This is a genomic window from Variovorax jilinensis (assembly GCF_030316885.1).
In the GTDB taxonomy this organism is placed as follows: domain Bacteria; phylum Pseudomonadota; class Gammaproteobacteria; order Burkholderiales; family Burkholderiaceae_C; genus Variovorax; species Variovorax jilinensis.
In genome coordinates this window covers 370,308-395,951 of the sequence record NZ_JASZYQ010000004.1, presented here as the reverse complement: position 1 = coordinate 395,951, position 25,644 = coordinate 370,308, and the positions used below count along the sequence as shown (strand labels likewise).

Sequence of the window (25,644 nt, the reverse complement as noted above, 5' to 3'; positions counted from 1 at the left end):
TTGACGAGCAGAACCCGCATCTTCATCGGCATCCTGCTGATCTACACGGCGGGCATTGCCTTCCTGCTCTACCGCGTGGTGGTCGACATCGACCCACGCTACCGCGAGTCGGCCGAGGAATCGCTGGTCGAGATGTCGCAGCTGATGGCCAGCCTGGTCGAGCAGGACGTGATCGCGGGCGCCATCAACACCGCTCGGCTGGAGCCGCTGTTCCGCTCGGTCTATGCGCGCCAGTTCTCGGCCCAGATCTACAACCTGCACAAGCGCCACGTCGAGCTGCGCATGATCGTCACCGACCGCAGCGGCCGCGTGCTGTTCGATTCGCTGGGCCGCCACCAGGGGGCCGACTTCTCGCAGTGGAGCGACATCAGCCGCTCGCTGGCCGGCACCTACGGTGCGCGCACCACGCGCGACATCGCGGGCGATCCGCTGAGTTCCGTGATGTACGTGGGCGCGCCGGTGCGCTGGGGCAACGAGATCGTCGGCGCGGTCAGCGTCGGCAAGCCGGTGCAGAGCTTCGGCCAGTTCGTCGAGGACGCGCGGGCGCGCACGCTGGCGGTCGGCATCGGCGCGGCGCTCGCACTGCTGGTCGGGGCGATCATCGTCTCGGTCTGGCTGGTGCGCCCCTTCGGCCTGATCTCCGATTACCTGGGCTGGCTGCGCGCGCAGCGCAGCCTGAGCCTCGGCCGCATGCTGCGGCGCGCGGTCGACACGCTGCGCAGCGGCCTCGGCGAGATGCGCGACGCCTTCACGGGCCGCAACTACGTGGCCGACTACGTGCAGACCTTCACGCACGAGATCAAGAGCCCGCTGTCGGCGATTCGCGGCGCGGCCGAACTGATCCAGGAACCCTCGATGCCGCAGGCCGAGCGCGAGCGCTTCCTGGCCAACATCGCGCACGAGACGCAGCGCATCCAGGAGATCGTCGACCGCATGATGGAACTCACGGCGCTCGAGACCCGGCGCGCGCTCGACCGCAGCGAGCCGGTGGCGCTGGCGCCGCTGCTGCGCGAGGTGGCGGCGGGCGCGCAGGCGGCGGCGACGCGGCGCGCGGTGCACGTGCAGGTCGCGATCCATGCCGAGGCCCGCGTCGAGGGCGACCCCTTCCTGCTGCGCCGCGCGATCAGCAACCTGCTCGACAACGCGATCGACTTCTCGCCCGACGGCGCAGAGGTGCTGCTGGCGCTCGAGGCCGGGGCGCGACGGGCGATCGTGAGCGTGCGCGACCGCGGCCCGGGGATTCCGGACTACGCCAAGGACAAGGTCTTCGAGAAGTTCTATTCGCTTGCGCGGCCGCACAACCGCAAGAAGAGCACCGGCCTGGGCCTGGCCTTCGTGAAGGAGATCGCGGCGCTGCACCGCGGCCGGGTCGAGCTGGCCAACGCGCCGCGCGGAGGCGCGCTGGCGACGCTCACGCTGCCGCTGCTCTCGCAGCGCTGAGGCCGCCGCAGCGCGCCGGCGGGGCGGCGCTCAGACGCCGGTCAACGCCCGATAGGCCTCGCGCGTCTCGGGGCTCACGGCATCGAGCACCTGGGCATGGCTGGTCTGGTGGCGCGCGAGCAGCCGGGCCGAGGCCACAGACCTCGACTTGCAATACCAGTGGCAGCTGTGCTGCATGAGGAACAGCTCGGCCGACATCATGAAGGCCTTGGCCTTCGGCGCGCGGCCGCGCTCGTTGCGCGCCACTGCCGCGATGCCGCGCGCATGGATCGCGAACAGCGCGCGCAGATCGAAGGTGGTGGCCGGCAGCAGCGTCTGCAGGTAGGGGATCGCCACCGGAAGCCGGCTCACGCGGGTTTCCTGTTCGGGCAGGCGCGCGAACTCGGTCGCGAAGTTCTGGAACTGGTCGGCGAGCTTCTGCTCGGTGGTGTCGAGCAGGCGCCAGACCTGCTCGCGGCGCTCGGCGGCGTCCTCGCCGAGGCAGCGCAGATAGCCGTCGGTGAGGTTCTCCATGAGCTTCTCGATCTGGTAGTTGCCGAGCTGGCCGCCCAGCAGTGCGATGCGGCGGCGCTGCTCGCTCGACTTGACGAGCCAGGCGCCGATCAGGATCAGCGTCAGCAGGGTGAGAGTTTCCATGGGGTGCGGCGGGGCGGGAGGCGTTGTGTCGGCCGCCAAGTGTAGAAGCCGCGCCGCCCGGCGCCGCTAGCGGAAGAAGTCGAGTATCCGGCTGCGCTCCTCCGGCGCCGCAGGCGGGCTGACCTGCGCCCCCGCCAGGTCCTCCACCGACAGCGGCGCGAGCGTCGCATCCAGCCCCAGGCTGGCGACGCCATGGCCCGGTGCGTAGTCGTCGAAGTACCACTCGCCGTCGACCTGCAGCACGCCGTCGGGCGCCTTCAGCGCGGCCACCGGCACGCCCTTGAGCGCCGACTGCATGTAGCCGGTCCAGATCGGCAGGCTCAGGCTGCCGCCGGTCTCGCCGCGCACGCCGAGCTGGCGCGGCGTGTCGTAGCCGACCCACGCGATGCCGACCCGGCTCGGCTGGAAGCCCGCGAACCAGGTGTCGAACGAATCGTTGGTGGTGCCGGTCTTGCCGTACAGGTCGTCGCGGCGCAGCGCGGTCCAGGCCCTCGAGGCCGTGCCGCCCTTGACCACGCTCTGCAGCAGCGAGTTCATCACGAAGGCATTGCGCTCGGGGATCGCGCGGCGCGATTCGTCGAGCAGCGGCGGCTCGGTCTCGAGCAGCACCTTGTCGCGTGCATCGGTGACGCGCGTGACGAGATAGGGATTGATGCGATAGCCGCCGTTGGCGAACACCGCATACGCAGTGGCCATCTGCATCGGCGTCACCGATCCCGCGCCGAGCGCCATCGGCAGGTTCGCCGGCTGCTTGTCGCGATCGAAGCCGAAGCGCGTGACCCAGTCCTGCGCATAGTCGGCGCCGATCGACTGCATCACGCGCAGCGTGACCAGGTTCTTCGACTGCTGCAGCGCGCGCCGCAGGCTCATCGGACCGTCGTGGCCGCCGTCGTAGTTTTTGGGCTCCCACAGGCTGCCGCCGGGGCCCGACGCGAAACTCATCGGTGCATCGTTGACCACGGTGGCCGGCGTGATGCCCTTCTCGAGCGCCGCCGAATAGATGAAGGGCTTGAAGCTCGAGCCGGGCTGGCGCCAGGCCTGGCTCACGTGGTTGAACTTGTTCTTGTCGAAGTCGAAGCCACCGACCAGCGACTTGATCGCGCCGCTCTTTGGGTCGAGCGAGACGAAGGCACCCTCGACCTCGGGCAGCTGCGTGATCTCCCAGCCGCCCTTGGCGGTGCGTGCCACGCGAATGACCGCGCCGCGGCCGATGCGGATCGCGCGCGGCGCCTTCTCCGCCAGCCCCGACTGCGCGGGCCGGAGTCCCTCGCCGTCGATCTGCAGCGTCTCGCCATTGGCGCGCACCGCGCGCACGGACTTGCTGCCGGCCTGCAGCACCACGACGGCCAGCAGGTCGCCGTTGTCGGGGTGGCCGGCCAGCGCGTCATCGACCGCATCGTCGAGCGCCGCGGCATCGGTGTCGTCGGCCGGCAGCTCGGCGAAAGCCTCGGGGCCGCGATACGGCTGGCGCCGCTCGTAGTCCATGATGCCGCGGCGCAACGAGCGGTAGGCCGCCTGCTGCTCCGCCGCCACCAGCGAGGTCGTGACCTTGAGGCCGCTGGTGTAGATGCTGTCGCCGTACTGCGCATGCATCATCTGGCGCACGGTCTCGGCCACGTATTCGGCATGCAGGCGCGATGGGTCGGCGGCGTCGCGCAGATGCAGTTCTTCCTTGCGCGCGGATTCGGCCTGTGCCGCGGTGATGAAGCCGGTCTCCTGCATGCGGTCGATCACGTACAGCTGGCGCGCGCGGGCACGGCGCGGATTGGCCACCGGGTTGTTGGTGCCGGGCGCCTTCGGCAGGCCGGCCAGCATCGCGGCTTCGGCCACGGTGAGGCTCTGCAGCGGCTTGCCGAAGTAGGTGTCGGCCGCGGCCGCGAAGCCGTAGGCGCGGTTGCCGAGGTAGATCTGGTTCAGGTAGATCTCGAGGATCTGGTCCTTGCTGAGCTCGCGCTCCATCTGCAGCGCGAGCAGGATCTCCCAGGCCTTGCGGCGCACCGTGCGTTCGGAGCTCAGGTAGACGTTGCGCGCCACCTGCATCGTGATGGTCGAGGCGCCCTGCTTGCGGCCGCCCTGCAGGCTGGCCACCGCGGCACGCGCGAAGCCCTTGTAGTCGAGGCCGCCATGCTCGTAGAAGCGCGCGTCCTCGACCGCCAGCACCGCGTCCTTCATGACCTGCGGGATCTGCGCGAAGGGCGTCAGCGTGCGGCGCTCCTCGCCGAATTCGCCGATCAGCGTGCCCTCGGCCGAGAAGATGCGCAGCGGCTGCTTGGGCTGGTAGTCGGACAGGGCCGAGACGTCGGGCAGCCGCGCCGAGATGGTCGCCACCGCGATCGCGCCGCCAGCCAGCACCACCACCAGTGCACCGCCCGTGAGCGCCGCGCCCCACAGCGCGAAGCGCCGCCAGGCCGGTGCCGGCGCACCGCGCGGCGCAGCCGGGCGCCGTGGCGGGCGATCGGAAGAATGGCCCGAGGGGCGGTCGTCGAAGGAATCGGTCATGGCAGGGAGGGAGCACGTGGGAGCCCCCATGGTTCCCCACGGAGCCGAAAACCGTGTGAAGTGCCGCGGCCCGGGACTTCACACGGACTTCACACAAGGCTGCATCCGCGGCGCCGGACTTCAAGCAGCCTTCCCATTGCCTTCTCGATCGCTGCCGACAGTGGGGCCCGTGCAAGTTCGCACGACAAGAGGAGAAGGACCCGCACCATGGACGCCCCCGCCACATCGCAAACCGACCGCCGCTCCGGCCGCTGGCTCTGGCTCGCCACGCTGGCGATTGCCGGCGCCAGCTTCGTCGCGCTGAGCCTGCAGCCGCTGCACGCCCAGGAAGCGCCGGCTCCGCGCAGCCGCACCGAGAGCCCGTACTTCTTCGTCAAGAGCGACGACCCCACGCTGGACCGCCTGCCGCTCAAGGGCACCGAGGTCGACGTGCGCGTCTCCGGCGTGATCGCGGACGTCACGGTGACGCAGACCTACCGCAACGAAGGCCAGCGCGCGATCGAGGCCCGCTACGTGTTCCCCGGCTCGACGCGGGCCGCGGTCGGCGCGCTCGACGTGCGGCTCGGCGATCGACTGATCACGGCACAGATTCGCGAGAAGGCGCAGGCGCGCATCGACTACGACGCCGCGAGGAAGGAAGGCCGCACCGCCGCGCTGCTCGAGCAGCATCTGTCCAACGTGTTCCAGATGAATGTCGCCAACATCCTGCCGGGCGACGAGGTCAAGGTACGGTTGCGCTACACCGAACTGCTGGTGCCGCAGGGCGGCAACTACCAGTTCGTGTTCCCGACCGTGGTCGGCCCGCGCTACAACAGCCCGCAGTCGGAGAACGCGCGGGCGCGCTGGGTGGCGCAACCCACGCTGCGCGCGGGCGTGGAGGCCGGCACCGCGTTCAGGCTCAAGGTGGCGCTCGACACGCCGATGGCGCTGCATGAAGTGCGCTCTGCGACGCATGCGATCGAGGTCTCGCGACGTGAAGCGGCCGGCGGCGATGGCGCCAACCATGCCGATGTCTCGCTCGCGCGCAGCGCCGCGCCGGCCGACAACCGCGACTTCGTGCTCGACTGGCGGCTCGCGGGCGAGCGCATCCAGTCCGGCCTGATGCTCTACCAGGGCCAGGGCAACGATGCCGAGAATTTCTTCCTCGCGATGGTCGAGCCCCCCAAGGCGGTGGCCGCGAATGCGATCGCGCCGCGCGACTACATCTTCGTGGTCGACATCTCGGGTTCGATGCACGGTTTTCCGCTCGACACGGCCAAGGCCATGCTGGAGCGGCTGATCGGCGGCCTGCGGCCCAGCGACACCTTCAACGTGCTGCTGTTCTCGGGCAGCAACCGCATGCTGTCTCCGCACTCGGTTCCCGCCACGCGCGCCAACATCACGCAGGCGCTGGCAACCATCCAGAACTACGGCGGCGGCGGCAGCACCGAGCTGATCCCGGCGCTGAAGCGCGCCTATGCCGAGCCCAAGGCCGAAGGCGTGTCGCGCACGCTGGTGGTGGTGACCGACGGCTACGTGACCGTGGAGCGCGAGGCCTTCGAACTGGTGCGCAGGAACCTCGACCGCGCCAATCTCTTCGCCTTCGGCATCGGCTCCTCGGTCAATCGCCATCTGATGGAAGGACTGGCGCGTGCGGGCATGGGCGAGCCCTTCGTCATCACCGATCCGATCCAGGCACCCGAGCAGGCGGCGCGCTTCAAACGCATGGTCGAGTCGCCGGTGCTCACGCAGGTCAAGGCGCGCTTCGAGGGCCTGGACGTCTACGACGTCGAACCGCAGGCGCTGCCCGACCTGCTCGGCGAGCGGCCCCTGATCCTGTTCGGCAAGTGGCGCGGCGAGGCCCGCGGCCGGCTCGTGATCGAAGGCCGCTCGGCCGAGGGGCCGTATCGCCAGGAACTGAGGATCGATCCGGCCGCACGCCGCGATGCCGCCGCGCTGCGCAGCCTCTGGGCACGGCACCGCATCGCGAGCCTGTCGGACCAGGAATCGCTCGAAGGCGGCGACGCGCTGCGCCAGCGCATCACGGACCTCGGCCTGCGCCATGGCCTGCTCACGCAGTACACGAGCTTCATCGCGGTCGACCAGGTGGTGCGCAACACGGCGCCGCAGAACGCCACCGGCGTCGACCAGCCGCTGCCGTTGCCGCAGGGCGTGGGCGAGAGCGCGCTGGGCCAGAGCCTCGGCGCCGAGGTGCCGAGCACGCCCGAGCCCGAGCTGATGGGCGCGGTCGCGGTGGTGCTCGGCATGCTCGCGATGCTGCGGCGCCGCGCACGCCGCCGCGACGCCCGCCGCCTGACTTCCTGAAGGGCGCATGACCATGACACTCGCGACACTCGCCCGCTCCCATCCGCGCCTCCTGGACGCCGGCATCCGGCTCGATCGCGCGCCCGCGCTCGCATGGCTGGGCCTGCAGGCCGCGGCACTGGCGCCGACCTGGACCTGGATGGCCCGGCGCATGCTGGACCGCTCGGACGATCCGCTCGGCCTTCTGGCACTGGCCGCGCTGGCCACGCTGGTGGTCCTTCGCCGGCACGACCTGCGTGCAGCGCCCCGCCTGGGCTGGCTCGCGCTGGCCGCCGCGACGACGGTGGCCGCCACGCTGCTGCGAACCGGCCTCGGCGGGCTGCCTGCGCTGCCGCCGCTGGCCGCGGGCCTGCTCGCGATGGCCGCGCTGGCCTGCGGCCTGCTCGCCTTCCTGCCGCGCGGCGTCGCCGCGACGCCGGTGGCCGGGCTCGCGGTGCTTGCACTGCCGCTGCTGTCGTCGCTGCAGTTCTATGCCGGCTATCCGCTGCGCCTGGTGACGGCCGAGGCCAGCCGCTGGCTGCTGGCGCCCGCCTTCGAAGTGACACGGGAAGGCAGCAGCCTGTGGATCGACGGCCGGCTCGTGATCGTCGATGCGCCCTGCTCCGGCGTGCAGATGGTGTGGCTCGGCTACTTCACGGCCTGCGCGGTGGCCCTCTGGTGCGGCCGCGGCGACCGTGCCTTCCTCGCGCGGGTGCCCTTCGTCGGCCTGCTCGTGATGGCCGGCAACATCGTGCGCAACAGCGTTCTGGTGGCGCTCGAGGGCGCCGGCCACGCGCCCGCCGCCTGGCTGCACGACGCCTTCGGACTCGCCCTGCTGGCCCTGGTCTGCGGCGCCATCGCCGGCGTGATGGGCAGGGGATCCTTTTCTTCAGGAGGCCGCGATGCTCACGACGCAGCTTGAACACTGCTTTGCCAACCGCTTCGTGCAGCGGATGGTGCACAAGGGCCTGTTCGCGCTCGCGATGCTGCTGTGCCTGGCCTGGTCGACCTCGGTGGCGTTGCAGCAACCGGCGGCGCCGCAGGCGGCTGCGGCCGAAGACCCCGAATGGCCCGCCACCTGGGACGGCGCCCCGCTGCGGCCGCTGGCCCTGAGCGAGGTCGAGCGCCGCTTCGCCGACCGGTTTCCGGGGGCGATCGGGCGCTTCACCGATGGCCGCCAGGTGCTCGTGCTGCGCGAGGTGCAGACCGCCACCCGCATGCTGCATCCGGCTGCCGACTGCTTCCGCGCACTGGGCTATGGCATCGCCCAGGCCCGCCTCGAGCGCGACCTGCACGAGCGACTGTGGCGCTGTTTCGTCGCCGAGCGTGCCGGCCGGCAGAAAATCCAGGTCTGCGAGCGGATCGTGGATGCCGGCGGCGACGCTTTCACCGACACTTCAGCCTGGTACTGGGCTGCGGCGAGCGGACGTTCGACCGGCCCCTGGCAGGCCGTGATGCTGGCACGGCCCATCGAATGAAGCGACGCACGCAGACACCGAGACAGGGAAGAGAGTTTTGCTGAAGAAAGCGCTGATATACCTATTGCTCGCGACCTTGGCCCTGGTCGTGACCGCGGCGGTGGCCGTGTTCCTGATCCTCAAGCTGGCGCTGGCGCCGGGCCGCGACGAATGGCCCGCCCGCATCCAGGCCGGCCCGGTGTCGCTCGAGGTCGGCGTGCCGACCGCCATCCGGCTCGCCACTTCCTCGTGGTTCGCGCCCTGGCTGGCCGGACGGACGCTGGCGACCGACCACGGACCAGTCCGGATCGACTGGAAGGCCGACAGCGAGACGCTCGCGCTGGACTGCGCGCCCTGCAGCGTCGCGGTGCCCGCCCTGGGCCGCGAGCCGATCCGGGTCGACAGCCTGCGTGCCACCGCACGGCGCGATGGCGGCTCGCTCAGCGGCACCCTCGAGGCCTCGCCGCCGGCCCAGCTCATGCCGGCCTCCACGGCCGCCGCAACGGCCGGCGACGGCATCCTGCGCGCGCGCTGGACCGGCCGGCTGTCGCAGAGCGACCTGCGGCTCGACATCCAGGTGCCCGACACGCCGATCACCCGCTGGTACGCCGTGCTGGCGCCCGGACTTCCGGAAATGCAGCGCGCGCGCATCGGCGGCACCCTGGCCGTGAACGCGCAGCTCGCACTTCCGGCCGGCAGCTTCGCGCTGCAACCGCGCATCAGTGACTTCACGGTCGAGGGGCTGGGCACCGAAGCGATGGCCAATGCCCGCACCAGCTGCGGCGCGCCGAGCCGGCTCGGCAACGACAGCTGGCTGGCGCGCGCCGTGATCGCCGCCGAGGACCAGCGCTTCTTCACCCACCCGGGCTACGACATGGTCGAGCTCGCCGCTGCGCTCGAGGTCAACCAGAAGGCCGCCAAGACCGAACGCGGCGGCAGCACGCTGACCCAGCAACTGGCCAAGATGCTGGTCACCGGCGCCGAGCAGAACACCGACCGCAAGCTGCGCGAACTGCTCTACGCCGTCGAGATGGAGCAGACGCTCGGCAAGGCGCGCATCCTGCAGCTCTACCTCGACAACGCGCCGTGGGGCGCACAGATCTGCGGCGCCGAGGCGGCCGCGCGCACCTATTTCAAGCGCGCCGCACGCAACCTCGAGCCGGCGCAGGCGGTCTGGCTCGCGGCCATGCTCAACAACCCCGCCCTTGCGGTTCGCAAGTGGCAGCAGGACGGCAACATCAACGTCGATCGCGCGAAATGGGTGGCTGAAGGCGTGCGCGGCATCACCAAGGCCCAGCGCGACACCCTGCTGCGCAACGTCGCCGCCGCCCATTTCGCACCACCTTGACGCGGCTCGCGGGGCGCACCGCTTCGGTGCAAACCCGCCCGGCCCAACAGGAGGCTCGCTGGCACATGTCTTGCGATGGCCTCCCCAATGGATGCCGTCACCACCCCGCCGCCCGCCGCTGTTGAAATCGTCGCGCTGAGCAAGCGCTACGCTGCCGGCACGCCGCCAGCGGTCGACCAGATCGACCTGCGCATCGCCAGCGGCAGCTACTGCTGCCTGCTAGGGCCCTCGGGCTGCGGCAAGAGCACCACGCTGCGCATGGTGGCGGGCCACGAATCGGCCTCGGGCGGCGACATCCTGCTCGACAACCGCAACATCACGAACCTGCCGGCGGCGGCGCGCGGCACCGCGATGATGTTCCAGAGCTTCGCGCTGTTCCCGCACCTGTCGGCGCTCGACAACGTCGGCTTCAGCCTCAAGATGAAGGGCGTCTCGAAGAGCGAGCGCCACAAGCGCGCCGGCAACCTGCTCGAGCGCGTGGCCATGGGCCACCTGGCGGAGCGCAAGCCCGGCGAGCTGTCGGGCGGGCAGCAGCAGCGCGTGGCACTGGCCCGCGCACTGATCACCGAGCCGCGCGTGCTGCTGCTCGACGAGCCGCTGTCCGCGCTCGACCCCTTCCTGCGCATCCAGATGCGCGCCGAGCTGCGCCGCTGGCAGAAGGAACTCGGCCTGACCTTCATCCACGTCACGCACTCGCAGGAGGAGGCGATGGCGCTGGCCGACACGATGGTGGTCATGAACAACGGCCTGATCGAGCAGGTCGGCTCGCCGCACGAGGTCTACAACCATCCCTCGAGCGAATTCGTCGCGCGCTTCATGGGCGGCCACAACGTCTTCGAGCTGGCCGGCGGCAAGATCGCGGTGCGCAACGACCACACGCGGATCGCGCCCGCCAGCACCGAGGGCGGCGACAGCGGCCTGCCGGCGCACGTAACCGACGTCGAATACCAGGGCACCTACGTGCTGCTCGGCCTGCGCCTGACCGGCGTGCGACCCGAGTTCAGCGGCATCTCGGTGCTGCTGTCGGAAAAGGAATTCGCCAACCGCAACTACGCGGTCGGCGAGAGCGTGCGCGTCTCGTGGGCCGAGGCCGACGTGCGCAAGCTCGGCCCGGGTGCCGTGCGCCCTGCGGCCGGCAGCAGCGGCGGCACGCCCGCGCACCGGCACGAGCCGATGGCGGCGCTGGCCGTGATGGCGGCTTGAACCGCCGCCGAGGCACGCAGGCCCGCTTCTCCTCCTCTTCCCCCTTCAACCACCACCACCACCTGCCTCCCAGGAGACCACCCATGTCCAAAAAAACCGAAACCCCATCGACCGGCGTGCAGCGCCGCGCGCTGCTGCAAGGCACCGCGGGCATCCTCGCGACCGGCATGTTCCCGGCCATCCACGCGCAGGAGAAGATCGTGCTGCGCTACCTGGGCACGGCGGTCAACCAGGACAAGGCGATCGCCGAGAAGTTCAAGGCCGACACCGGCATCGAGATCCAGTACGTGGCGGTGACCACCGACGACGTCACCAAGCGCGCCGTGACCGCGCCGAACAGCTTCGACCTGATCGACACCGAGTACTTCTCGCTCAAGAAGATCGTGCCCACGGGCAACCTGAAGGGCATCGACACCAAGCGCGTGAAGAACGCCGACAAGATCACGAGCGTCTTCACCAAGGGCGAAGTGGCGGGCAAGAAGATCGGCGACCAGGGCACGGCGCCGATCAAGGTGATCTTCCTCGAAGGCGAGAAGAGCAAGGTGTTCTCGAAGACGCCGACGCAGTTCATGTCGCTGATCCCGACCACCTACAACGCCGACACCCTGGGCATCCGCCCCGACCTCATCAAGCGGCCGATCGGCTCCTGGGCCGAGCTGCTGAACCCCGAGTTCAAGGGCAAGGCCGCGATCCTCAACATCCCCTCGATCGGCATCATGGACGCGGCGATGGTGGTGGAGGCCAAGGGCATCCACAAGTACGCCGACAAGGGCAACATGACCAAGGCCGAGATCGACCTGACGATCAAGACCCTGATCGAAGCCAAGAAGGCCGGCCAGTTCCGCGCGCTGTGGAAGGACTTCAACGAATCGGTCAACCTGATGTCCTCGGGCGAGGTCGTGATCCAGTCGATGTGGTCGCCGGCCGTGACCGCGGTGCGCAGCAAGGGCATCGCCTGCACCTTCCAGCCGCTCAAGGAAGGCTATCGCGCCTGGGCGTCGGGCTTCGGCCTGCCGGCCACGCTGTCGGGCAAGAAGCTCGACGGCGCCTACGAGTTCATCAACTGGTTCCTCGACGGCTGGGCCGGCGCCTACCTGAACCGCCAGGGCTACTACAGCGCCGTGCTGGAGACCGCCAAGGCCAAGATGGAACCCTACGAGTGGGCCTACTGGATGGAAGGCAAGCCCGCCACGCAGGACATCAAGAGCCCGCAGGGCGACGTCATCGCCAAGGCCGGTGCGGTGCGCGACGGCGGCAGCTACGAGGAACGCATGGGCGGCATCGCCTGCTGGAACGCGGTGATGGACGAGAACGAGTACATGGTGAGGAAGTGGAACGAGTTCGTCGCGGCCTGACATCGGGATGAGCGCGCCGACGACCACCAGCCACGCCAGCAGCACGCCGGTCCACGCCGTCAAGGCGTGGTGGCAGGCCGCGCCCTTCGGGCTGGTGTTCCTGCTCTTCTTCCTGATCCCGCTGGCGCTGATCGCGATGGTCAGCCTGTGGAACTTCAACGAATACGAGCTGATCCCCGCGATCTCGGCGCGCAACTACCTCAGCATCTTCGAAGGCTGCTCGCATCTCACGGACAACGGCGACTTCTGCGTCACCTTGTCGACCTACATCAGCACGCTCAAGTTTTGCCTGCTGGTGTGGGGCATCACGCTGCTGCTCGGCTTCTCGGTGGCCTATTTCCTGGCCTTCCACGTGCGTTCGCCGGGCATGCAGACATTGCTCTTCGTGCTGTGCACGGTGCCGTTCTGGACCTCCAACGTGATCCGCATGATCTCGTGGGTGCCGCTCCTGGGCCGCAACGGGCTGGTGAACCAGGGGCTGATGGGCGTCGGCCTGATCGACTCTCCGGTCGAATGGCTGCTGTTCTCGGACTTCTCGGTGGTGCTGGCCTTCGTGCACCTGTACACGATGTTCATGATCGTGCCGATCTTCAACTCGATGATGCGCATCGACCGCTCGCTGCTCGAGGCCGCCAACGATTCCGGCGCCACCGGTTGGCAGACGCTGTGGAACGTGATCGTGCCGCTGTCGCGCACCGGCATCCTGATCGGGTCGATCTTCGTCATCACGATCGTGATGGGCGACTTCGTCACCATCGGCGTGATGGGCGGCCAGCAGATCGCCTCGATCGGCAAGATCATCCAGGTCCAGACCTCGTACCTGCAGTTCCCGCTCGCGGCGGCCAACGCGATGATCCTGCTGGCCGTGGTGCTGATGATCATCTGGGGTCTCACGCGGCTGGTCGACATCCGCAAGGAGCTCTAGGGTGAGCCAAAGAATCGGTGAACAGCGCAGCGCGGGCTTCTGGCCACTGGCACTGGTCTTCGCGCTGTTCGTGGTCTTCCTCTACGGCCCGATGGTGACGATCTTCGTGCTGAGCTTCCAGGGCCCCGAAGGCGGCCTGACCTTCCCGCTGCGCGGCGTCTCGCTGCACTGGTTCCGCAAGCTCGCCGAAGGCCTGGGCACGGTCGACATCGGCGCCGCGTTCATGCGCTCTCTGATGCTGGGGGCGGTGGTGATGATCTTCACGGTGGTGCTGTCGGTGCTCGCGGGCCTGGCGTTCCGCAAGCGCCTGAAGGGCGGCGACGCGCTGTTCTTCGTCACGGTGGCCAGCCTGATCATGCCGTCGATCATCATCTCGCTGGGCATCGGGCTGCAGTTCCGCCTGCTCGACAGCGGCATCAAGGGCGCGCTGGGTGCCATCGGCGCCGATGGCACGCTCGAGAGCTACGGCACGGCGCTGGGCCTGCTGACCTCGGCGCTCGGCGCCCACCTGACATGGACGCTGCCCTTCGGGCTCCTGATCATGTTCGCGGTCTTCAACCGCTTCAACCCGGCCTACGAGGAAGCGGCGCGCGACCTCGGGGCGACGCCATGGCAGAGCTTCGTGCACGTGGTGCTGCCGCTGATCGGACCCTCGGTGGTGGGGATCGGCATGTTCGGCTTCACGCTGAGCTGGGACGAGATCGCGCGCACCTCGCAGGCCATCGGCGATGTCAACACGCTGCCGCTCGAACTCCAGGCCCTGACCTCGACCGTGACCACGCCGTCGATCTACGCGCTCGGCACGGTGACCACCGTCGTGTCGTTCGCGGTGATGGCGCTTGCGCTCGGTTCGGCCGCCCTGCTGCGCCGGCGCTCGACGCGCCGAAAGGCGTGACGAGGCGTCTCGATGACTCGGCTCCTGGTCGTCAACCCGAACACATCGGCCTCGGTCAGCGCCCTGCTGCAGCAGCACCTGCAGGCGCAGCTCGGCGGCGCGATGACGGTGCACACGGTGACGGCGCGCTTCGGCGCTCCCTACATCTCGAGTGAAGCCACCTACGCCGTGGCGCAGCATGCCGTGCTCGATGCGTGGGCCGCGGCCCACGCGCACGGCGAGCGTCCCGACGCGGTGCTGATCGGCTGCTTCGGCGACCCGGGCCTGTTCGCCCTGCGCGATGGTGCCGGCGTGCCGGTCGGCGGGCTGGCAGAAGCCGCCTTCATCGCCGCCGCGCGGCACGGCCGCTTCGCGATCGTGACCGGCGGCGAGCGCTGGCGGCCCATGCTGGAGCGGCTCGCGGTCTCGCTGGGCTACGGCGAATCGCTGGCGGGCGCGCACACGGTCGCGCCCACGGGTGCCCAGCTCGCGCAGGACCCGGCCGGCGCCCGGCTGCTGCTGGCCGAGGCCTGCCGCGAAGCCGCGCTTCGCTTCGGCGCCGATGCCGTGATCCTCGGCGGCGCCGGCCTCGCGGGCATGGCGGCCGACATCGCGCCCTCGGTGCCGGTGCCACTCGTCGACAGCGTGAGCGCGGGTGGCGAATGGGCACTGGGCTGCGCCGCGCAGGGCGCGGCCGCGCCGTCCGTCGGCTTCGGCGTGGCCTGGCAGAGCGTCTCCTGGGAGCTCGAGGCACTGGGCTGAGCACGCAAGCCCCAACCGTGCCAACATGGCCGACCGCAGCCCCCACGCAAAGGTCCAGGCCATGAACACTCCCCATGCCCATCCCAGCCACGCGGTGACGCCGGCCGCCATCGCGCAGCCGCGCGGCATCGAGCAGATCGTCGCCGGCGTCTCGACCAGCGACGGCGACGGCGTACGGCTCACGCGCGTGCTGCACCAACCACTGCAGCAGCGGCTCGATCCCTACCTCATGCTCGACGCCTTCGGCAGCGACAACCCGGGCGACTACATCGGCGGCTTTCCCAGCCATCCGCACCGCGGCTTCGAGACCGTCACCTACATGATCTCCGGGCGCATGCGGCACCGCGACAGCGCCGGCCACGAAGGGCTGCTGTCGAACGGCGGCGTGCAATGGATGACCGCAGGCCGAGGCCTGGTGCACAGCGAGCTGCCCGAACAGGAGGAAGGCCTCATGGAGGGCTTCCAGCTCTGGCTCAACCTGCCGGCCAGCGACAAGATGCGCGAGCCCTGGTACCGCGACATCCAGAGCGCGGAGATCCCCGAGTTCGTGACACCGGCCGGCGTGCAGGTGCGCGTCATCGCGGGCGCCAGCCACGGGGTCGAGGGCGCGGTGCAGCGCGCGCACACCGAGCCGCTCTACCTCGACCTCACGCTGCCGCCCGGTGCCGAGTTCGCGCAGCCGCTGGCCGACGACCGCAATGCGCTGGTCTACGTGTTCCGCGAGTCGCTCTACATCGGCAGCGCCGAGATCCCCACCAAGCGCATGGCGATCCTCGCCAACGAGCCCGGTAGCGACGGCGTGCTGCTGCGCGCGCCGGCCTCCAACCACAGCCCGGCGCGCGCGCTGCTGATCGCGGGCAAGCCGCTGCGCGAACCGATCGCGCAGTACGGACCCTTTGTCATGAACACGCGCGAGCAGGTCACGCAGGCGGTGCACGACTTCCAGAACGGCAAGCTGGGCTGAGCGCCGCCGTTCACCGTTCTTTACCGAAGCTCATCCGCGGCTCACGCCCGCGTTACATGGCGCGCCCACACTTCCCTTCACCTGCTGCCCATCGGCGGCAGGCTTCTTCGAAAGGAAGCACTGTCATGAAATCGTCCCGCAAAAGCCTTCTCTGGGCCGGTCTGCTGGCCTCGGCCACCTTCGCCTGCTCCGGCGCCTTCGCGCAGGCGCCGCTGACCGCACCGACGACGGCCCCGGCCGCCGACGCCAGGCCCGCAACACCCGCTGCAGCGGCGCCGGGCGCCGAACGCCGCCATGCCGAGCGCAAGCATGTCGATCCCGCCCAGCGCATGGAACGCATGCAGCAACGCCGCGCCCAGCACCTGGCCCAGCTCAAGGACAAGCTCAAGCTGGCACCGGCGCAGGAAAGCGCATGGAACAGCTTCACGGCCGCGCTGCAGCCGCCGCCGCGTCCTGCGGCGGGCCAGCCAAGCGTTGACCGCGCCGAGTTCGCGAAGCTCACCACGCCGCAGCGCCTGGACCGCATGCAGGCCCGCCAGGCCGAGCGCAATGCCGCGATGAACAAGCGCGCCGACGCGACGCGCAGCCTTTATGCGGCGCTGTCGCCCGAGCAGCAGAAGACCTTCGATGCCGAGGCCATGCCGCGCTTCGGCCCGGGCGGCCACGGCGGTCCCGGCCATCGCGGGGGCCCGGGCGGGCATCACCACCCGCGGCCGCCCGCTGCCAAGAGCTGACAAGCCCGAGGCCCATGCGCAAAAGCCCCCGATGCATCAGGCACCGGGGGCTTTCTTGCTTGCCGCCTACCGCCTTGCAGCGGCGGCACCATCCACAACTACTGCGGCGTGCCGGTCTTGTCGGTCGGGTTGGTTGGTACTTCAGGGCGCTCGCCCTTGTTGCCGAATTGCGGCTTGACCTTGCGTCCGGTCTGGCTCACCTCGGTCCGCGTCCTCTCGCCCATAGGCGCCGGGATCGCATTGGGCTGGTGATTCACGGTCGTGGTCGCCTCGCCCTTGGGCACGTTGTTGGTCGCGTTGCTGCGGTTGTGGATGCGCGCCTCCGACTTCACGGCATCGCGCGAGGCCGGCATGCTGCCGTCCGGCCGCTGCGTCGGATTGGCCACGCCCGCAGGCGTCTTGGTGCTGGCCTGGCCGGCGACCGCTGGGTCCGGCTGTGCCGGCACCACGGGCGCCGTCTGCGCCACGGCGATACCGCCGACACCCATCAGGCCGGCGAGGATCGCGGCGGTGGCGAATCGATGTTGTGCTTGCTTCATGCTTGGCTCCTGTCTCGTTGGAAAGTTTGAAAAGAAAGGTGGGCCCTGCGTCGAGCCCTGAATGCACCGTAGGAGCGCATCGAAGCCGCATCTGTGGGGGTCAGGCCGCCTTGCCTGTAGGAGCCGGCCCCCGTCACGCATAGTCCACGGCAGGAGGTGGCGCGTTCCTACAGCGCCGCATCGGCACGCGCCTTACAACAGCGATGTGAAGCCCGAAAACCACGCGGCAGCCGCCGCTGCCACCGCGCCGACCTCGCTCAAGGTCATGACCGTGAACACCCACAAGGGCTTCACGGCGCTCAACCGCAAGTTCATCCTGCCCGAGCTCCGCGACGCGGTTCGTACCGTGGGCGCCGACGTGGTCTTTCTGCAGGAGGTGCTCGGCACGCATTCGCGGCATTCCCGCCGGGTCGACAACTGGCCCGAGGCACCGCACTACGAATTCCTGGCCGACACCATGTGGCCGCAGTTCGCCTACGGACGCAACGCCGTGTATCCCAAGGGTCACCATGGCAATGCGGTGCTGTCCAAGTTTCCGATCGTGCACTACCGCAACCACGACATCTCGATCGTCGGACCCGAGAAGCGCGGCCTGCTGCATTGCGTTCTGCGGCTGCCCGCGCGGCCGGTGGACGTGCACGTGATCTGCGCCCATCTCGGCCTGGCCGAGGGACACCGGCTGCAGCAGCTCGAGCTGCTCTGCCACATCGTGCGCGACGAGGTGCCTGCCGATGCGGCGCTGATCGTGGCCGGCGATTTCAACGACTGGCGCGGCCGGGCGCACGACATCCTGGCCCAGGGTGCAGCCCTGCGCGAAGTCTTCGTGCAGGCCACCGGCAGCGCGGCGCGCACCTTCCCGTCGCGCTTCCCGCTGCTGCCGCTGGACCGCATCTACGTGCGCAATGCGGGTGTCCATTCGCCGGTGGTGCTGCCGCGCAAGCCCTGGTCCCACCTGTCGGACCATGCCCCGCTGGTGGCGGAGATCGCGCTGTGAGCGACGCCACCGGCAACGACGTCTCGCGCATCGGCCGGCGCTGGACCGAAGGCAACCGGGTCGAGTTGCTCGAGAACGGCGAGGAGTTCTTCCCGCGCGTGTTCGAGGCCATCGGCGAGGCGCGGCGCGAGGTGGTGGTCGAGACCTTCATCCTGTTCGAGGACAAGGTCGGCCAAGGCCTGCATGCGGCGCTCTGCGCAGCGGCCGGACGGGGCGTCAAGGTCGACCTCATGATCGACGGCTTCGGCTCGCCTGCGCTGTCGCCCGAGTTCGTGGCCGGGCTCACCAGGGCCGGCGTCAAGGTGCGCGTGTTCGATCCGGGCAAGCGCTTCTTCGGCCAGCGAATGAACGTGTTCCGTCGCATGCACCGCAAGATCGTGGTGGTCGACGGCACGCTGGCCTTCGTCGGCGGCATCAACTATTCGGCCGATCACCTGGCCGATTTCGGTCCCAAGGCCAAGCAGGACTATGCGGTCGAGCTGGCGGGACCAATCGTGTCGGAAATCCACCGCTTCGTGCTGCACGCGATCGCGGTCGGCGGCAAGGGGCCGAGCTGGTTCCGGCGCCGCCTGAAGGCCAGGGCCGAGGATGCCAACGCGCCGGCCGGCGAAGCCGCCGCGCAGTTCATCACGCGCGACAACCGCCGCCACACCAACGACATCGAGCGCCACTACCTGGCGGCGATTCGCAGCGCGCGCCAGCGCATCGTGATCGCGAACGCCTATTTCTTTCCCGGCTACCGCCTCATCAAGGAGATGCGGCGCGCCGCGCGCCGCGGCGTCGACGTGCGCCTGATCCTGCAGGGCGAGCCCGACATGCCGATCGTCAAGGTGGCGGCCAGCATGCTCTACCACCACCTGCTGCATGCGGGTGTGCGCATCTACGAATACTGCGAGCGACCGCTGCACGGCAAGGTCGCGCTCGCGGACGACCAGTGGAGCACCGTTGGTTCGAGCAACCTCGACCCGCTGAGCCTGTCGCTGAACCTCGAGGCCAACGTGATCGTGCGCGACAAGGCCTTCAACGCGCTCTTGTCGGAACGCCTCGACCACCTCATGCAGCACAGCTGCAAGCGGATCGAGGCCGAGGATCTCGCCGAATGGAGCAGCTGGCGCCTGGTGCGCAGCTTCTTCATCTTCCACATCCTGCGCTGGTATCCGTCCTGGGTCGGCTGGCTGCCGCGCCATGCGCCCAAGCTCAAGCCGCTCGAGGCGCCGCGAACGCAGGGCGGCGGCGCCACGCAAACGGACGCCGCATGATGGCCAGCCCGCCGGCGCCGGGCCAGGCGGCTGCAGCGCTGCGGCCGCCACGCTCGAACGGCGGCTGGGTCCTCGCGCGGCGCATCGGTGCCGGGCTGTTCTTCGCGCTCGTGCTGGTGCTGATCGTGCGGCAGGCGCGCAACATCGACTGGCACGAGGTGCTGGCCTCGCTGCAGGAGATTCCCCGCACGGCACTGCTGGCAGCCGCCGCGCTCGCAGCCGGCAGCCAGCTGCTCTACAGCACCTTCGACCTGCTCGGCCGCCACATGACAGGCCATCGGCTCGGCACGCGCGTGGTCATGCGCGTGACCTTCATCAGCTACGCCTTCAACCTCAACCTCGGCTCGCTGGTGGGCGGCGTGGCCTTCCGCTATCGGCTGTATTCGAAGCTCGGCCTCGACAACGTGACCATCACGCGCGTGCTGGGCTTCAGCATGCTGACCAACTGGCTCGGCTATCTGTGGCTCGCCGGTGCGCTGTTCTGCTTCTGGCCGATGGCGCTGCCGCCCGACTGGCGCATCGACAGCGGCGGCCTGCGCATCCTGGGCGCCGCGCTGCTGGCCGCGGGCATCGCCTACCTGGTGCTGTGCACGCTGGCGCGCGGGCGCACCTGGCAGTTGCGCGGCCAGGCGCTCGAGACGCCCTCGCTGCGCATGGCGCTGCTGCAGCTCGCGATGTCGGCCACCAACTGGGCCGTGATCGGTGGCGTGATCTGGTGCCTGCTGCAGCAGCAGCTGCCCTACACCGAAGTGCTCGCGGTCTTGCTGGTCGCGGCCGTGGCCGGCGTCATCACGCATGTGCCGGGCGGGCTCGGCGTGCTCGAGGCCGTCTTCCTGGCCCTGCTCGGCCATCGCCTGCCGGAGAGCACGCTGCTGGGCGCGCTGCTCGCGTACCGGGCGCTCTACTACCTGCTGCCGCTCGCCATCGCCGCCATCGCCTACGTCGCGACCGAGCTGCGCAGCCGGCAGCGCTGAGTCGGGCGCGCCAGCGCAGGCCTCTGCGTTTTGCGCCTGAGCGCCTACAGCCTGCCCCGATCGCGCCGCCTAAGTTGGCTGCATGTCGCAGCACATCGTCACCCTCGATGGAGAGACCGATTCGATCGGGTTTCGGCGCGAGGCGCGCGCGCTGCTCGCAGCGCTGGTGGCACCGGACGAAGTTTCATGGCTTGCGGACGCCCGGCACGCGAGGCAGCGCTTCTCGCGCGACCCCGCGAGTCCGGCGGGCGGACAGCGCGCGGGCACGCCGCACCCCTTGCTGCCGCGATCCTTCATGACGCTGTGCGAGACGGTGCTGCTGCACAGCGCGCCGCAACGCTTCGCCTTGCTCTATCGGCTGCTGTGGCGGCTGGTGCACGAGCCAGGCCTGCAGCGCAATCCGCTCGACGCCGACCGGCTGCAGGCCTTGCACCTGGCGCAGGCCGTGCGTCGCGACATGCAGAAGATGAAGAACCTCGCGCAATTCGACACGGTCGACGGCAGCGCTGCCGACGAGGACGCATTTCAGCTCGCATGGTTCGACCCCGAGCACCACATCGTCGAGGCCATGGCGCCCTTCTTCCTGCGCCGGCTGTCGCCGATGCACTGGGCGCTGCTCACGCCCGAACGCAGCGTGCGGTGGGATGGGCAGCTGCTCGAATTCGGCCCCGGCGTGCCCGACGGCGACGGCCTCGTGGGCTACCGCGCCGCTTTCGGTGTGGCCCTCAGAACCGATAGAGGTAGCGCACCCGAACGAAGTTCTCTCCCGGGTTCGGCTTCTTGATGCCGGCATTCGAGAAGTGCTGAAGGCGCAGCGACAGCTCGTGCTCGCCCTGGCTGCCGAAGTTGCGACCGAAGCCCAGCACCTCGGTGAACTGGAAGGTGGTGCTGAAGTCCCTGTCGGGCGTGTGATAGAGGCTGTCCATCACCGTCGCGCCGACGCCGGCCTCGGCGAACCACGGCGAATCGCCCTGGTTGAAGCGATAGCGCCAGTTGGCGATGGCGCCGATCTGCGTGTAGCTGCGCTTGTCCATGTTGTCGGGCCGCGGCGCGCGCCACTGGCTGATGAAGAAATCCCAGTAGAACGACAGCGCGCCGCCCTGGACCGACTGCCTCCGGGTCCAGGGAACCACCACGCCGAGCGTCAGCGAATCGGTGTCCGCGTTGCTGTGGGGTGCCTGTCCGAGGTCGATGTAGACGCCGGGCTCGCGGTCTTCGGGCGCGGCGGATACCACCAGTGGGAGCGTCAGACAGCCGACGCACAGCAGCGACCGGACGCATGAAAACGGCATTGACATTGTTGGTTTTGCCCGTGTTGAAAAGAGATGCAAGAAGCATCGCAAATTCCGACACCGGACCAAGTTGGCAGTTCGTCGTACCGAAAGGTAGGACGGCGCCACATTGGTATGCTGCACTGCAACAAAAAGCGCTGCGCAGGTCTATAGTGTGAGCATCGCCACATCCGTCAGCCAAAGGCTTCCTTCCCATGCCCAGCTTCTCGTCGCCGCGCTTCTTCAACCCGCTCATGCTGTGGGTCGACGTGGCCCTGACCACCAACGAGATGCTCCTGTCGGCGGGCTCCGTGATCCAGATGCGAACCGAACGCATGGCCAAGGCAGGGCTCGCGCCCAACGAGGCCGACATGGCGGAATTCCAGCTCATGAGCCACGAGAAGCTCACCGCCGTCGGCGAATCCGGCGCCGCGATGGCCAACCAGATCCACACCACCCAGTTCGCGCTCGTGAACCGCGCCGTCAAGCACTGGCTCGGCAGCGGCGTGGCGCTGTTCTCGATGGCGACCAGCGCCACGCCCGCGCAGGCCGTGAGCCATGCCGAGGCCTTCGGCAGCGCGGCCACGCGGTCAGCCGCAGCCGTGAGCCAGCTCTCGAGCGCGAGCGCACGCATCATGCAGCGCGGCCTCAAGCCGATCCACGCCAAGACCACCTCGAACGCGCGCCGCCTCTCGCTGCCCCAGGCCTGAGGGCGGCTGCGCCGGGCCCGACCGGCCTTAGTCGGCCTGCACGAGGCGCAGCAGCGTGATCTCGGACGGCGCCCCGAAGCGCTTGGGCGGCCCCCAGTAACCGGTGCCCCGGCTGGTATAGACCCACATCTCCTGCAGCTTGTGCAGCCCCGCGGTGAAGGGCTGCTGGAGCGGCACGAACAGGTTCCACGGAAAGAACTGGCCGCCGTGCGTGTGGCCCGACAGCTGCAGGTGGTAGCCGGCCTCGGCCGCCGCCGGCGCACTGCGCGGCTGGTGCGCGAGCAGCACGCGCGTGTGCACCAGCGGCGGTGCATCGGCCAGCGCGCCCTGCGGATCGCTCGCATGCGAGGCGTCGAAATGGCCGGCCGTGTAGTCGGTCACACCGGCGACCAGCAGCGCGCTGCCGTGCACCTCCTCGTCGGTTTGCGCACCTTTCACGTTGCGGGTCTGCAGGATCACGTGCTCGTTGAGCAGCACGCGCAGGCCGAGCCGGCGCAGCTCGTGGATCCAGGCATGCGCACCCGCGTAGTACTCGTGGTTGCCGGTGACCACGAAGGTGCCGTGCCGGGCCTTGAGCTGCCGCAGCGGCGCGATGTGCTCTCGCAGCTCCGGCACCGTGCCGTCGACCAGGTCGCCGGTGATCGCGACCATGTCCGCGCCGAGCGCATTGACTGCATCGACGATGCGCTGGATGTAGCCGCGCTTGATGGTCGGTCCGACATGGATGTCGCTGAGCTGCGCGATGGTGAAGCCCTCGAGCGCCGATGGCAGATCGCGGATCGGGACGTCGACGCGCACCACGCTGGCGGTGCGCCGCGCATTGAAGAGCCCCACCAGCGACGTGGTGCAGGCTGCCAGCGGCACCGCGGCGGCGGTCCAGAAGCGCCAGCGTTCGCCGTCCAGTGCAAGGCCGGTGGCCAGCTCGACAAGCCAGCCCAGCAGCAGCCCGGCATCGCGCACCAGCGTGAGCACCGCCATCGACGAGAACCAGCCCATGCTGATCAGGCCGATCCATTTCCATCCGTCTGCCAGCTGCCGTTCGCGACCCGAGCGCATGCCGACGAAGGGCAACGGCATGGTCGCGGCCGAGACCACCAGCGCCGCCAGCAGCAACGGCCAGGCCCAGGCGACGCCTGCGAGCGCAGGCAGCAGCCGCAGGCCGATGTAGACATGCAGCAGCGTGGTGAAGACGATCAGGGAGCGAAGCGGCATCGGGGCCTAGGAAGTCGGGCGGTGCCCGGACACACCATGTGCGAATGACGCCACCTGTATTCAAGGTGCGTGCCATGCGAGGGCAGCACTGAATTTTCACACGCGGGCGGCGCGGCCGCCGCGCGACTGCGACCCCGAACCGAGTAACAGTCCTCGGAACCGGCGACGGATCAGTCGCGCGTGCGCGCGACGGCCTGCTGCTCGGCGCGCGGCAGGCCGAGCGCGGCCGCAAAGTCGATGTTCGAAGGCCAGACGAAGGAAGCCTTCGACGACAGGCCGTTGAATACGGTCAGCGACTGCTCGATCGTGATCCCCGCCAGCGTGGCCTCGACCTCGTAGGCGCCCGGATCGAGCCGCGCGAGCATCACGGGCGCTGCCGTGGCGGCCTCCATCACGGTGCGGCCGGTGTAGCGCTCGCGCACCACCACCTTCACGTCGGCGGGAAACTGGCCCGGCTTGCCGCGGCTGACCGCGAATTCGAGGCTGGCGGCCCAGCGCGGGGCCACGGTCTGCATGAACGCCGCCTCGGCGCGCGTCTGCCCGCCGCACATGTATTCGATGCCCTGGGCAACGCGGATCGGGGGATTGGTCGCCGCCTGAGCCGCGCCGAGGATGCCTGTGATGAGCGCCGCGGCCGCCAGGGGCCGCCAGAACCGGAACGTCGTGGTCATTTGATGTGCTGTCCTTGCCTGCTGGGATGGCGCCTTTTCTCTGGCGCCGATTTTCCTTAGCAAGACCCGGGCTAGGCATAGCGTTTACGCGCATCGATATGCGCCGAGCATTGTTGGCATTCCGGAAATAGAGAGGTGCCGATGCACGCGTTCGCGGTCCCGCCGGCGCCGGCAGACTCGAGCGTCCTTCAAACGCCCGCCGGCCACCGTCCGGCCGACTTCAGGATTCCCCGCCGATGAATGCTCCCTGCTCCTCCTGCGCCGACGATGTCGCGGCCCTCTCGGCCATCGCCGCGACCGCGTCCGCGCCCGCGCCCGCACCTGCCATCCGCCCCGTGTCCGCCGACGTCAGCCGCTCGGCCTGGCTCGCGGTCGGCTCGATCGCCGTCGGCACCTTCGCGATGGTGACGACCGAGTTCCTGCCGATCGGCCTCCTGACCGACATCGGCGCCGGATTGCAGGTCAGCGACGGCACCGCGGGCCTGATGGTCACGATGCCGGGCGTGCTGGCGGCGCTCGCGGGCCCGGCGCTGATCGTCGCCTCGGGCCGGCTCGACCGGCGCACCGTGATGGTGACGCTGACCGCCCTGCTCGTGGTCTCGAACCTGCTGGCCGCCTTCGCGCCGAACTTCGCAACCATGCTGGCCGCGCGGCTGCTGCTGGGCCTCTGCGTGGGCGGCTTCTGGACCTTCGCGCCGAGCGCCGCCACGCAGCTCGTCGCCGACGCCTCCAAGGCGCGCGCGATGTCGATGGTGCTGGCCGGTGTCTCGGTTGCCACGGTGCTCGGCGTACCAGCCGGTGCGCTGGTGGGCACGCTGGTCGGCTGGCGCGCCGCCTTTGGCGTGACGGGCCTGCTGGCTGCGGCGGTGCTCGCGGTACAGGTCTGGCTGCTGCCGGCCATGCCGCCGGCCCGCGCGATCGTCGCGCGCGACCTGCTCAAGCCGCTGACCCGTCCCATGGCCCGCGTCGGCCTGCTCGCCGTGCTGTTCCTGGTCGCCGGCCACTTCGCCGCCTACACCTACCTGAAGCCCCTGCTGCAGCAGGTCTACGGTTTGGGCCCGGGCGCGGTCACGGCACTGCTGCTGGCCTACGGCGCGGTCGGCTTCGTCGGCACCTTCGTCGGCGGCAGCCTGCTGGCGCGCAGCGTGCGCAGCGCCGCGCTGGCGGCGGCCCTGCTGCTGGCGACCGCGCTGCTGCTGTCCACACTGGTCGGTGGCGGCTTCGTCGCCGCGACGCTCGTCATCCTGACCTGGGGCGCGGCCTTCGGCATGATCCCGGTCGCCATGACCGGCTGGATGATGGAAGCCATGCCCGATGCGCCCGAAGCCGGCCAGGCGCTGCTCGTGAGCGGCTTCCAGGTGGCGATCGCGACGGGCGCGCTGCTCGGCGGCCTGGTGGTCGACGGCTGGGGCATCTCGGCCACGATGCTGACGAGCGGCGCGCTGGTGCTCGTGGCCGCGGCGATCGTGGGCGGACTGGGGCGCGGCGCCGGCCGGAGCGCCCTGGCGCCGGCGCCGGCCGAGCGGGGCTGAAA

The 25,644-nt window shown here is 69.7% G+C and carries 24 protein-coding genes; 18 read left to right on the top strand and 6 right to left on the bottom strand.

Features of this window, described 5'->3' with window-relative positions; all coding sequences use genetic code 11:
* Positions 1 to 1,440, top strand: coding sequence for a two-component system sensor histidine kinase CreC (gene creC, locus QTH87_RS17585; RefSeq protein ID WP_286610991.1), 1,440 nt, complete (start codon positions 1 to 3; stop codon positions 1,438 to 1,440).
* 30 nt (positions 1,441 to 1,470) lie between these two features.
* On the opposite strand, the gene QTH87_RS17580 is transcribed toward creC, so the two are convergent.
* Together QTH87_RS17580 and QTH87_RS17575 are read right to left on the bottom strand one after the other, a co-directional pair.
* Positions 1,471 to 2,076 carry a hypothetical protein gene (locus QTH87_RS17580; RefSeq protein ID WP_286610990.1) on the bottom strand — a complete coding sequence of 202 codons (606 nt, stop codon included), beginning with the start codon at positions 2,074 to 2,076 and terminating at the stop codon, positions 1,471 to 1,473.
* A gap of 66 nt (positions 2,077 to 2,142) precedes the next feature.
* Entirely contained in the window at positions 2,143 to 4,575 is a 2,433-nt protein-coding gene (locus QTH87_RS17575) for a penicillin-binding protein 1A (RefSeq protein WP_286610989.1), read from the bottom strand.
* A gap of 207 nt (positions 4,576 to 4,782) precedes the next feature.
* On the opposite strand from QTH87_RS17575, the gene QTH87_RS17570 reads away from it, so the two are divergent.
* From QTH87_RS17570 to QTH87_RS17520, 11 genes are all read left to right on the top strand, one after another.
* On the top strand, positions 4,783 to 6,879 hold the full coding sequence (locus tag QTH87_RS17570; RefSeq protein ID WP_286610988.1) for a VIT and vWA domain-containing protein: 2,097 nt from the start codon (positions 4,783 to 4,785) through the stop codon (positions 6,877 to 6,879).
* Between the two features lie 13 nt (positions 6,880 to 6,892).
* Positions 6,893 to 7,780 (top strand): exosortase Q, encoded by an 888-nt coding sequence (gene xrtQa, locus QTH87_RS17565; RefSeq protein ID WP_353506154.1) that lies wholly within the window; start codon positions 6,893 to 6,895, stop codon positions 7,778 to 7,780.
* Positions 7,761 to 8,336, top strand: coding sequence for an exosortase Q subunit 2 (xrtQb, locus tag QTH87_RS17560; RefSeq protein ID WP_286610984.1), 576 nt, complete (start codon positions 7,761 to 7,763; stop codon positions 8,334 to 8,336). Before xrtQa ends, xrtQb begins: the two co-directional genes overlap by 20 nt.
* Before the next feature lie 64 nt (positions 8,337 to 8,400).
* Entirely contained in the window at positions 8,401 to 9,663 is a 1,263-nt protein-coding gene (locus tag QTH87_RS17555) for a biosynthetic peptidoglycan transglycosylase (protein ID WP_286610982.1), read from the top strand.
* Between the two features lie 87 nt (positions 9,664 to 9,750).
* Positions 9,751 to 10,866 carry an ABC transporter ATP-binding protein gene (locus tag QTH87_RS17550; RefSeq protein ID WP_286610980.1) on the top strand — a complete coding sequence of 372 codons (1,116 nt, stop codon included), beginning with the start codon at positions 9,751 to 9,753 and terminating at the stop codon, positions 10,864 to 10,866.
* A gap of 83 nt (positions 10,867 to 10,949) precedes the next feature.
* Positions 10,950 to 12,221, top strand: a complete 1,272-nt coding sequence (locus tag QTH87_RS17545; protein ID WP_286610978.1) for an ABC transporter substrate-binding protein — start codon at positions 10,950 to 10,952, stop codon at positions 12,219 to 12,221.
* Positions 12,222 to 12,228: 7 nt separating this feature from the next.
* Entirely contained in the window at positions 12,229 to 13,146 is a 918-nt protein-coding gene (locus tag QTH87_RS17540) for an ABC transporter permease (protein ID WP_286610976.1), read from the top strand.
* Between the two features lies 1 nt (position 13,147).
* The gene (locus tag QTH87_RS17535; protein ID WP_286610974.1) at positions 13,148 to 14,041 is read left to right on the top strand and encodes an ABC transporter permease; all 894 of its coding nucleotides are present in this window, start codon (positions 13,148 to 13,150) and stop codon (positions 14,039 to 14,041) included.
* Positions 14,042 to 14,053: 12 nt separating this feature from the next.
* Positions 14,054 to 14,782, top strand: a complete 729-nt coding sequence (locus tag QTH87_RS17530) for an aspartate/glutamate racemase family protein (protein ID WP_286610972.1) — start codon at positions 14,054 to 14,056, stop codon at positions 14,780 to 14,782.
* A gap of 61 nt (positions 14,783 to 14,843) precedes the next feature.
* Complete coding sequence (locus QTH87_RS17525; protein WP_286610970.1) at positions 14,844 to 15,746, top strand: pirin family protein; 903 nt, start codon at positions 14,844 to 14,846, stop codon at positions 15,744 to 15,746.
* Positions 15,747 to 15,871: 125 nt separating this feature from the next.
* Positions 15,872 to 16,480, top strand: a complete 609-nt coding sequence (locus QTH87_RS17520; protein ID WP_286610968.1) for a Spy/CpxP family protein refolding chaperone — start codon at positions 15,872 to 15,874, stop codon at positions 16,478 to 16,480.
* Between the two features lie 98 nt (positions 16,481 to 16,578).
* Here QTH87_RS17520 and QTH87_RS17515 read toward each other — a convergent pair whose 3' ends face one another.
* A complete protein-coding gene (locus QTH87_RS17515; protein ID WP_286610966.1) occupies positions 16,579 to 17,019 on the bottom strand; it encodes a serine/threonine protein kinase in 441 nt (146 codons plus the stop codon).
* Between the two features lie 265 nt (positions 17,020 to 17,284).
* On the opposite strand from QTH87_RS17515, the gene QTH87_RS17510 reads away from it, so the two are divergent.
* The 4 genes from QTH87_RS17510 (at position 17,285) to QTH87_RS17495 (ending at position 21,030) form a co-directional block, all read left to right on the top strand.
* On the top strand, positions 17,285 to 18,013 hold the full coding sequence (locus QTH87_RS17510; protein ID WP_286611210.1) for an endonuclease/exonuclease/phosphatase family protein: 729 nt from the start codon (positions 17,285 to 17,287) through the stop codon (positions 18,011 to 18,013).
* On the top strand, positions 18,010 to 19,272 hold the full coding sequence (clsB, locus tag QTH87_RS17505) for a cardiolipin synthase ClsB (RefSeq protein WP_286610964.1): 1,263 nt from the start codon (positions 18,010 to 18,012) through the stop codon (positions 19,270 to 19,272). The genes QTH87_RS17510 and clsB overlap by 4 nt, the downstream gene beginning before the upstream one ends.
* Positions 19,272 to 20,246 (top strand): lysylphosphatidylglycerol synthase domain-containing protein, encoded by a 975-nt coding sequence (locus tag QTH87_RS17500; protein WP_444812810.1) that lies wholly within the window; start codon positions 19,272 to 19,274, stop codon positions 20,244 to 20,246. Before clsB ends, QTH87_RS17500 begins: the two co-directional genes overlap by 1 nt.
* An 82-nt stretch (positions 20,247 to 20,328) precedes the next feature.
* Positions 20,329 to 21,030 carry a DUF4130 domain-containing protein gene (locus QTH87_RS17495; protein WP_286610960.1) on the top strand — a complete coding sequence of 234 codons (702 nt, stop codon included), beginning with the start codon at positions 20,329 to 20,331 and terminating at the stop codon, positions 21,028 to 21,030.
* Here QTH87_RS17495 and QTH87_RS17490 read toward each other — a convergent pair.
* Entirely contained in the window at positions 20,972 to 21,481 is a 510-nt protein-coding gene (locus QTH87_RS17490) for an acyloxyacyl hydrolase (protein ID WP_286610959.1), read from the bottom strand. The two genes, QTH87_RS17495 and QTH87_RS17490, sit on opposite strands and share 59 nt — an antisense overlap.
* A gap of 251 nt (positions 21,482 to 21,732) precedes the next feature.
* Here QTH87_RS17490 and QTH87_RS17485 point away from each other — a divergent pair, with 251 nt between their 5' ends.
* On the top strand, positions 21,733 to 22,227 hold the full coding sequence (locus tag QTH87_RS17485) for a polyhydroxyalkanoate granule-associated phasin (RefSeq protein ID WP_286610957.1): 495 nt from the start codon (positions 21,733 to 21,735) through the stop codon (positions 22,225 to 22,227).
* Positions 22,228 to 22,254: 27 nt separating this feature from the next.
* On the opposite strand, the gene QTH87_RS17480 is transcribed toward QTH87_RS17485, so the two are convergent.
* On the bottom strand, positions 22,255 to 23,439 hold the full coding sequence (locus QTH87_RS17480; RefSeq protein ID WP_286610955.1) for a metallophosphoesterase: 1,185 nt from the start codon (positions 23,437 to 23,439) through the stop codon (positions 22,255 to 22,257).
* Positions 23,440 to 23,609: 170 nt separating this feature from the next.
* A complete protein-coding gene (locus tag QTH87_RS17475) occupies positions 23,610 to 24,110 on the bottom strand; it encodes a hypothetical protein (RefSeq protein WP_286610953.1) in 501 nt (166 codons plus the stop codon).
* 236 nt (positions 24,111 to 24,346) lie between these two features.
* Here QTH87_RS17475 and QTH87_RS17470 point away from each other — a divergent pair, with 236 nt between their 5' ends.
* On the top strand, positions 24,347 to 25,642 hold the full coding sequence (locus QTH87_RS17470) for an MFS transporter (RefSeq protein WP_286610952.1): 1,296 nt from the start codon (positions 24,347 to 24,349) through the stop codon (positions 25,640 to 25,642).
* Positions 25,643 to 25,644 lie beyond the last annotated feature (2 nt).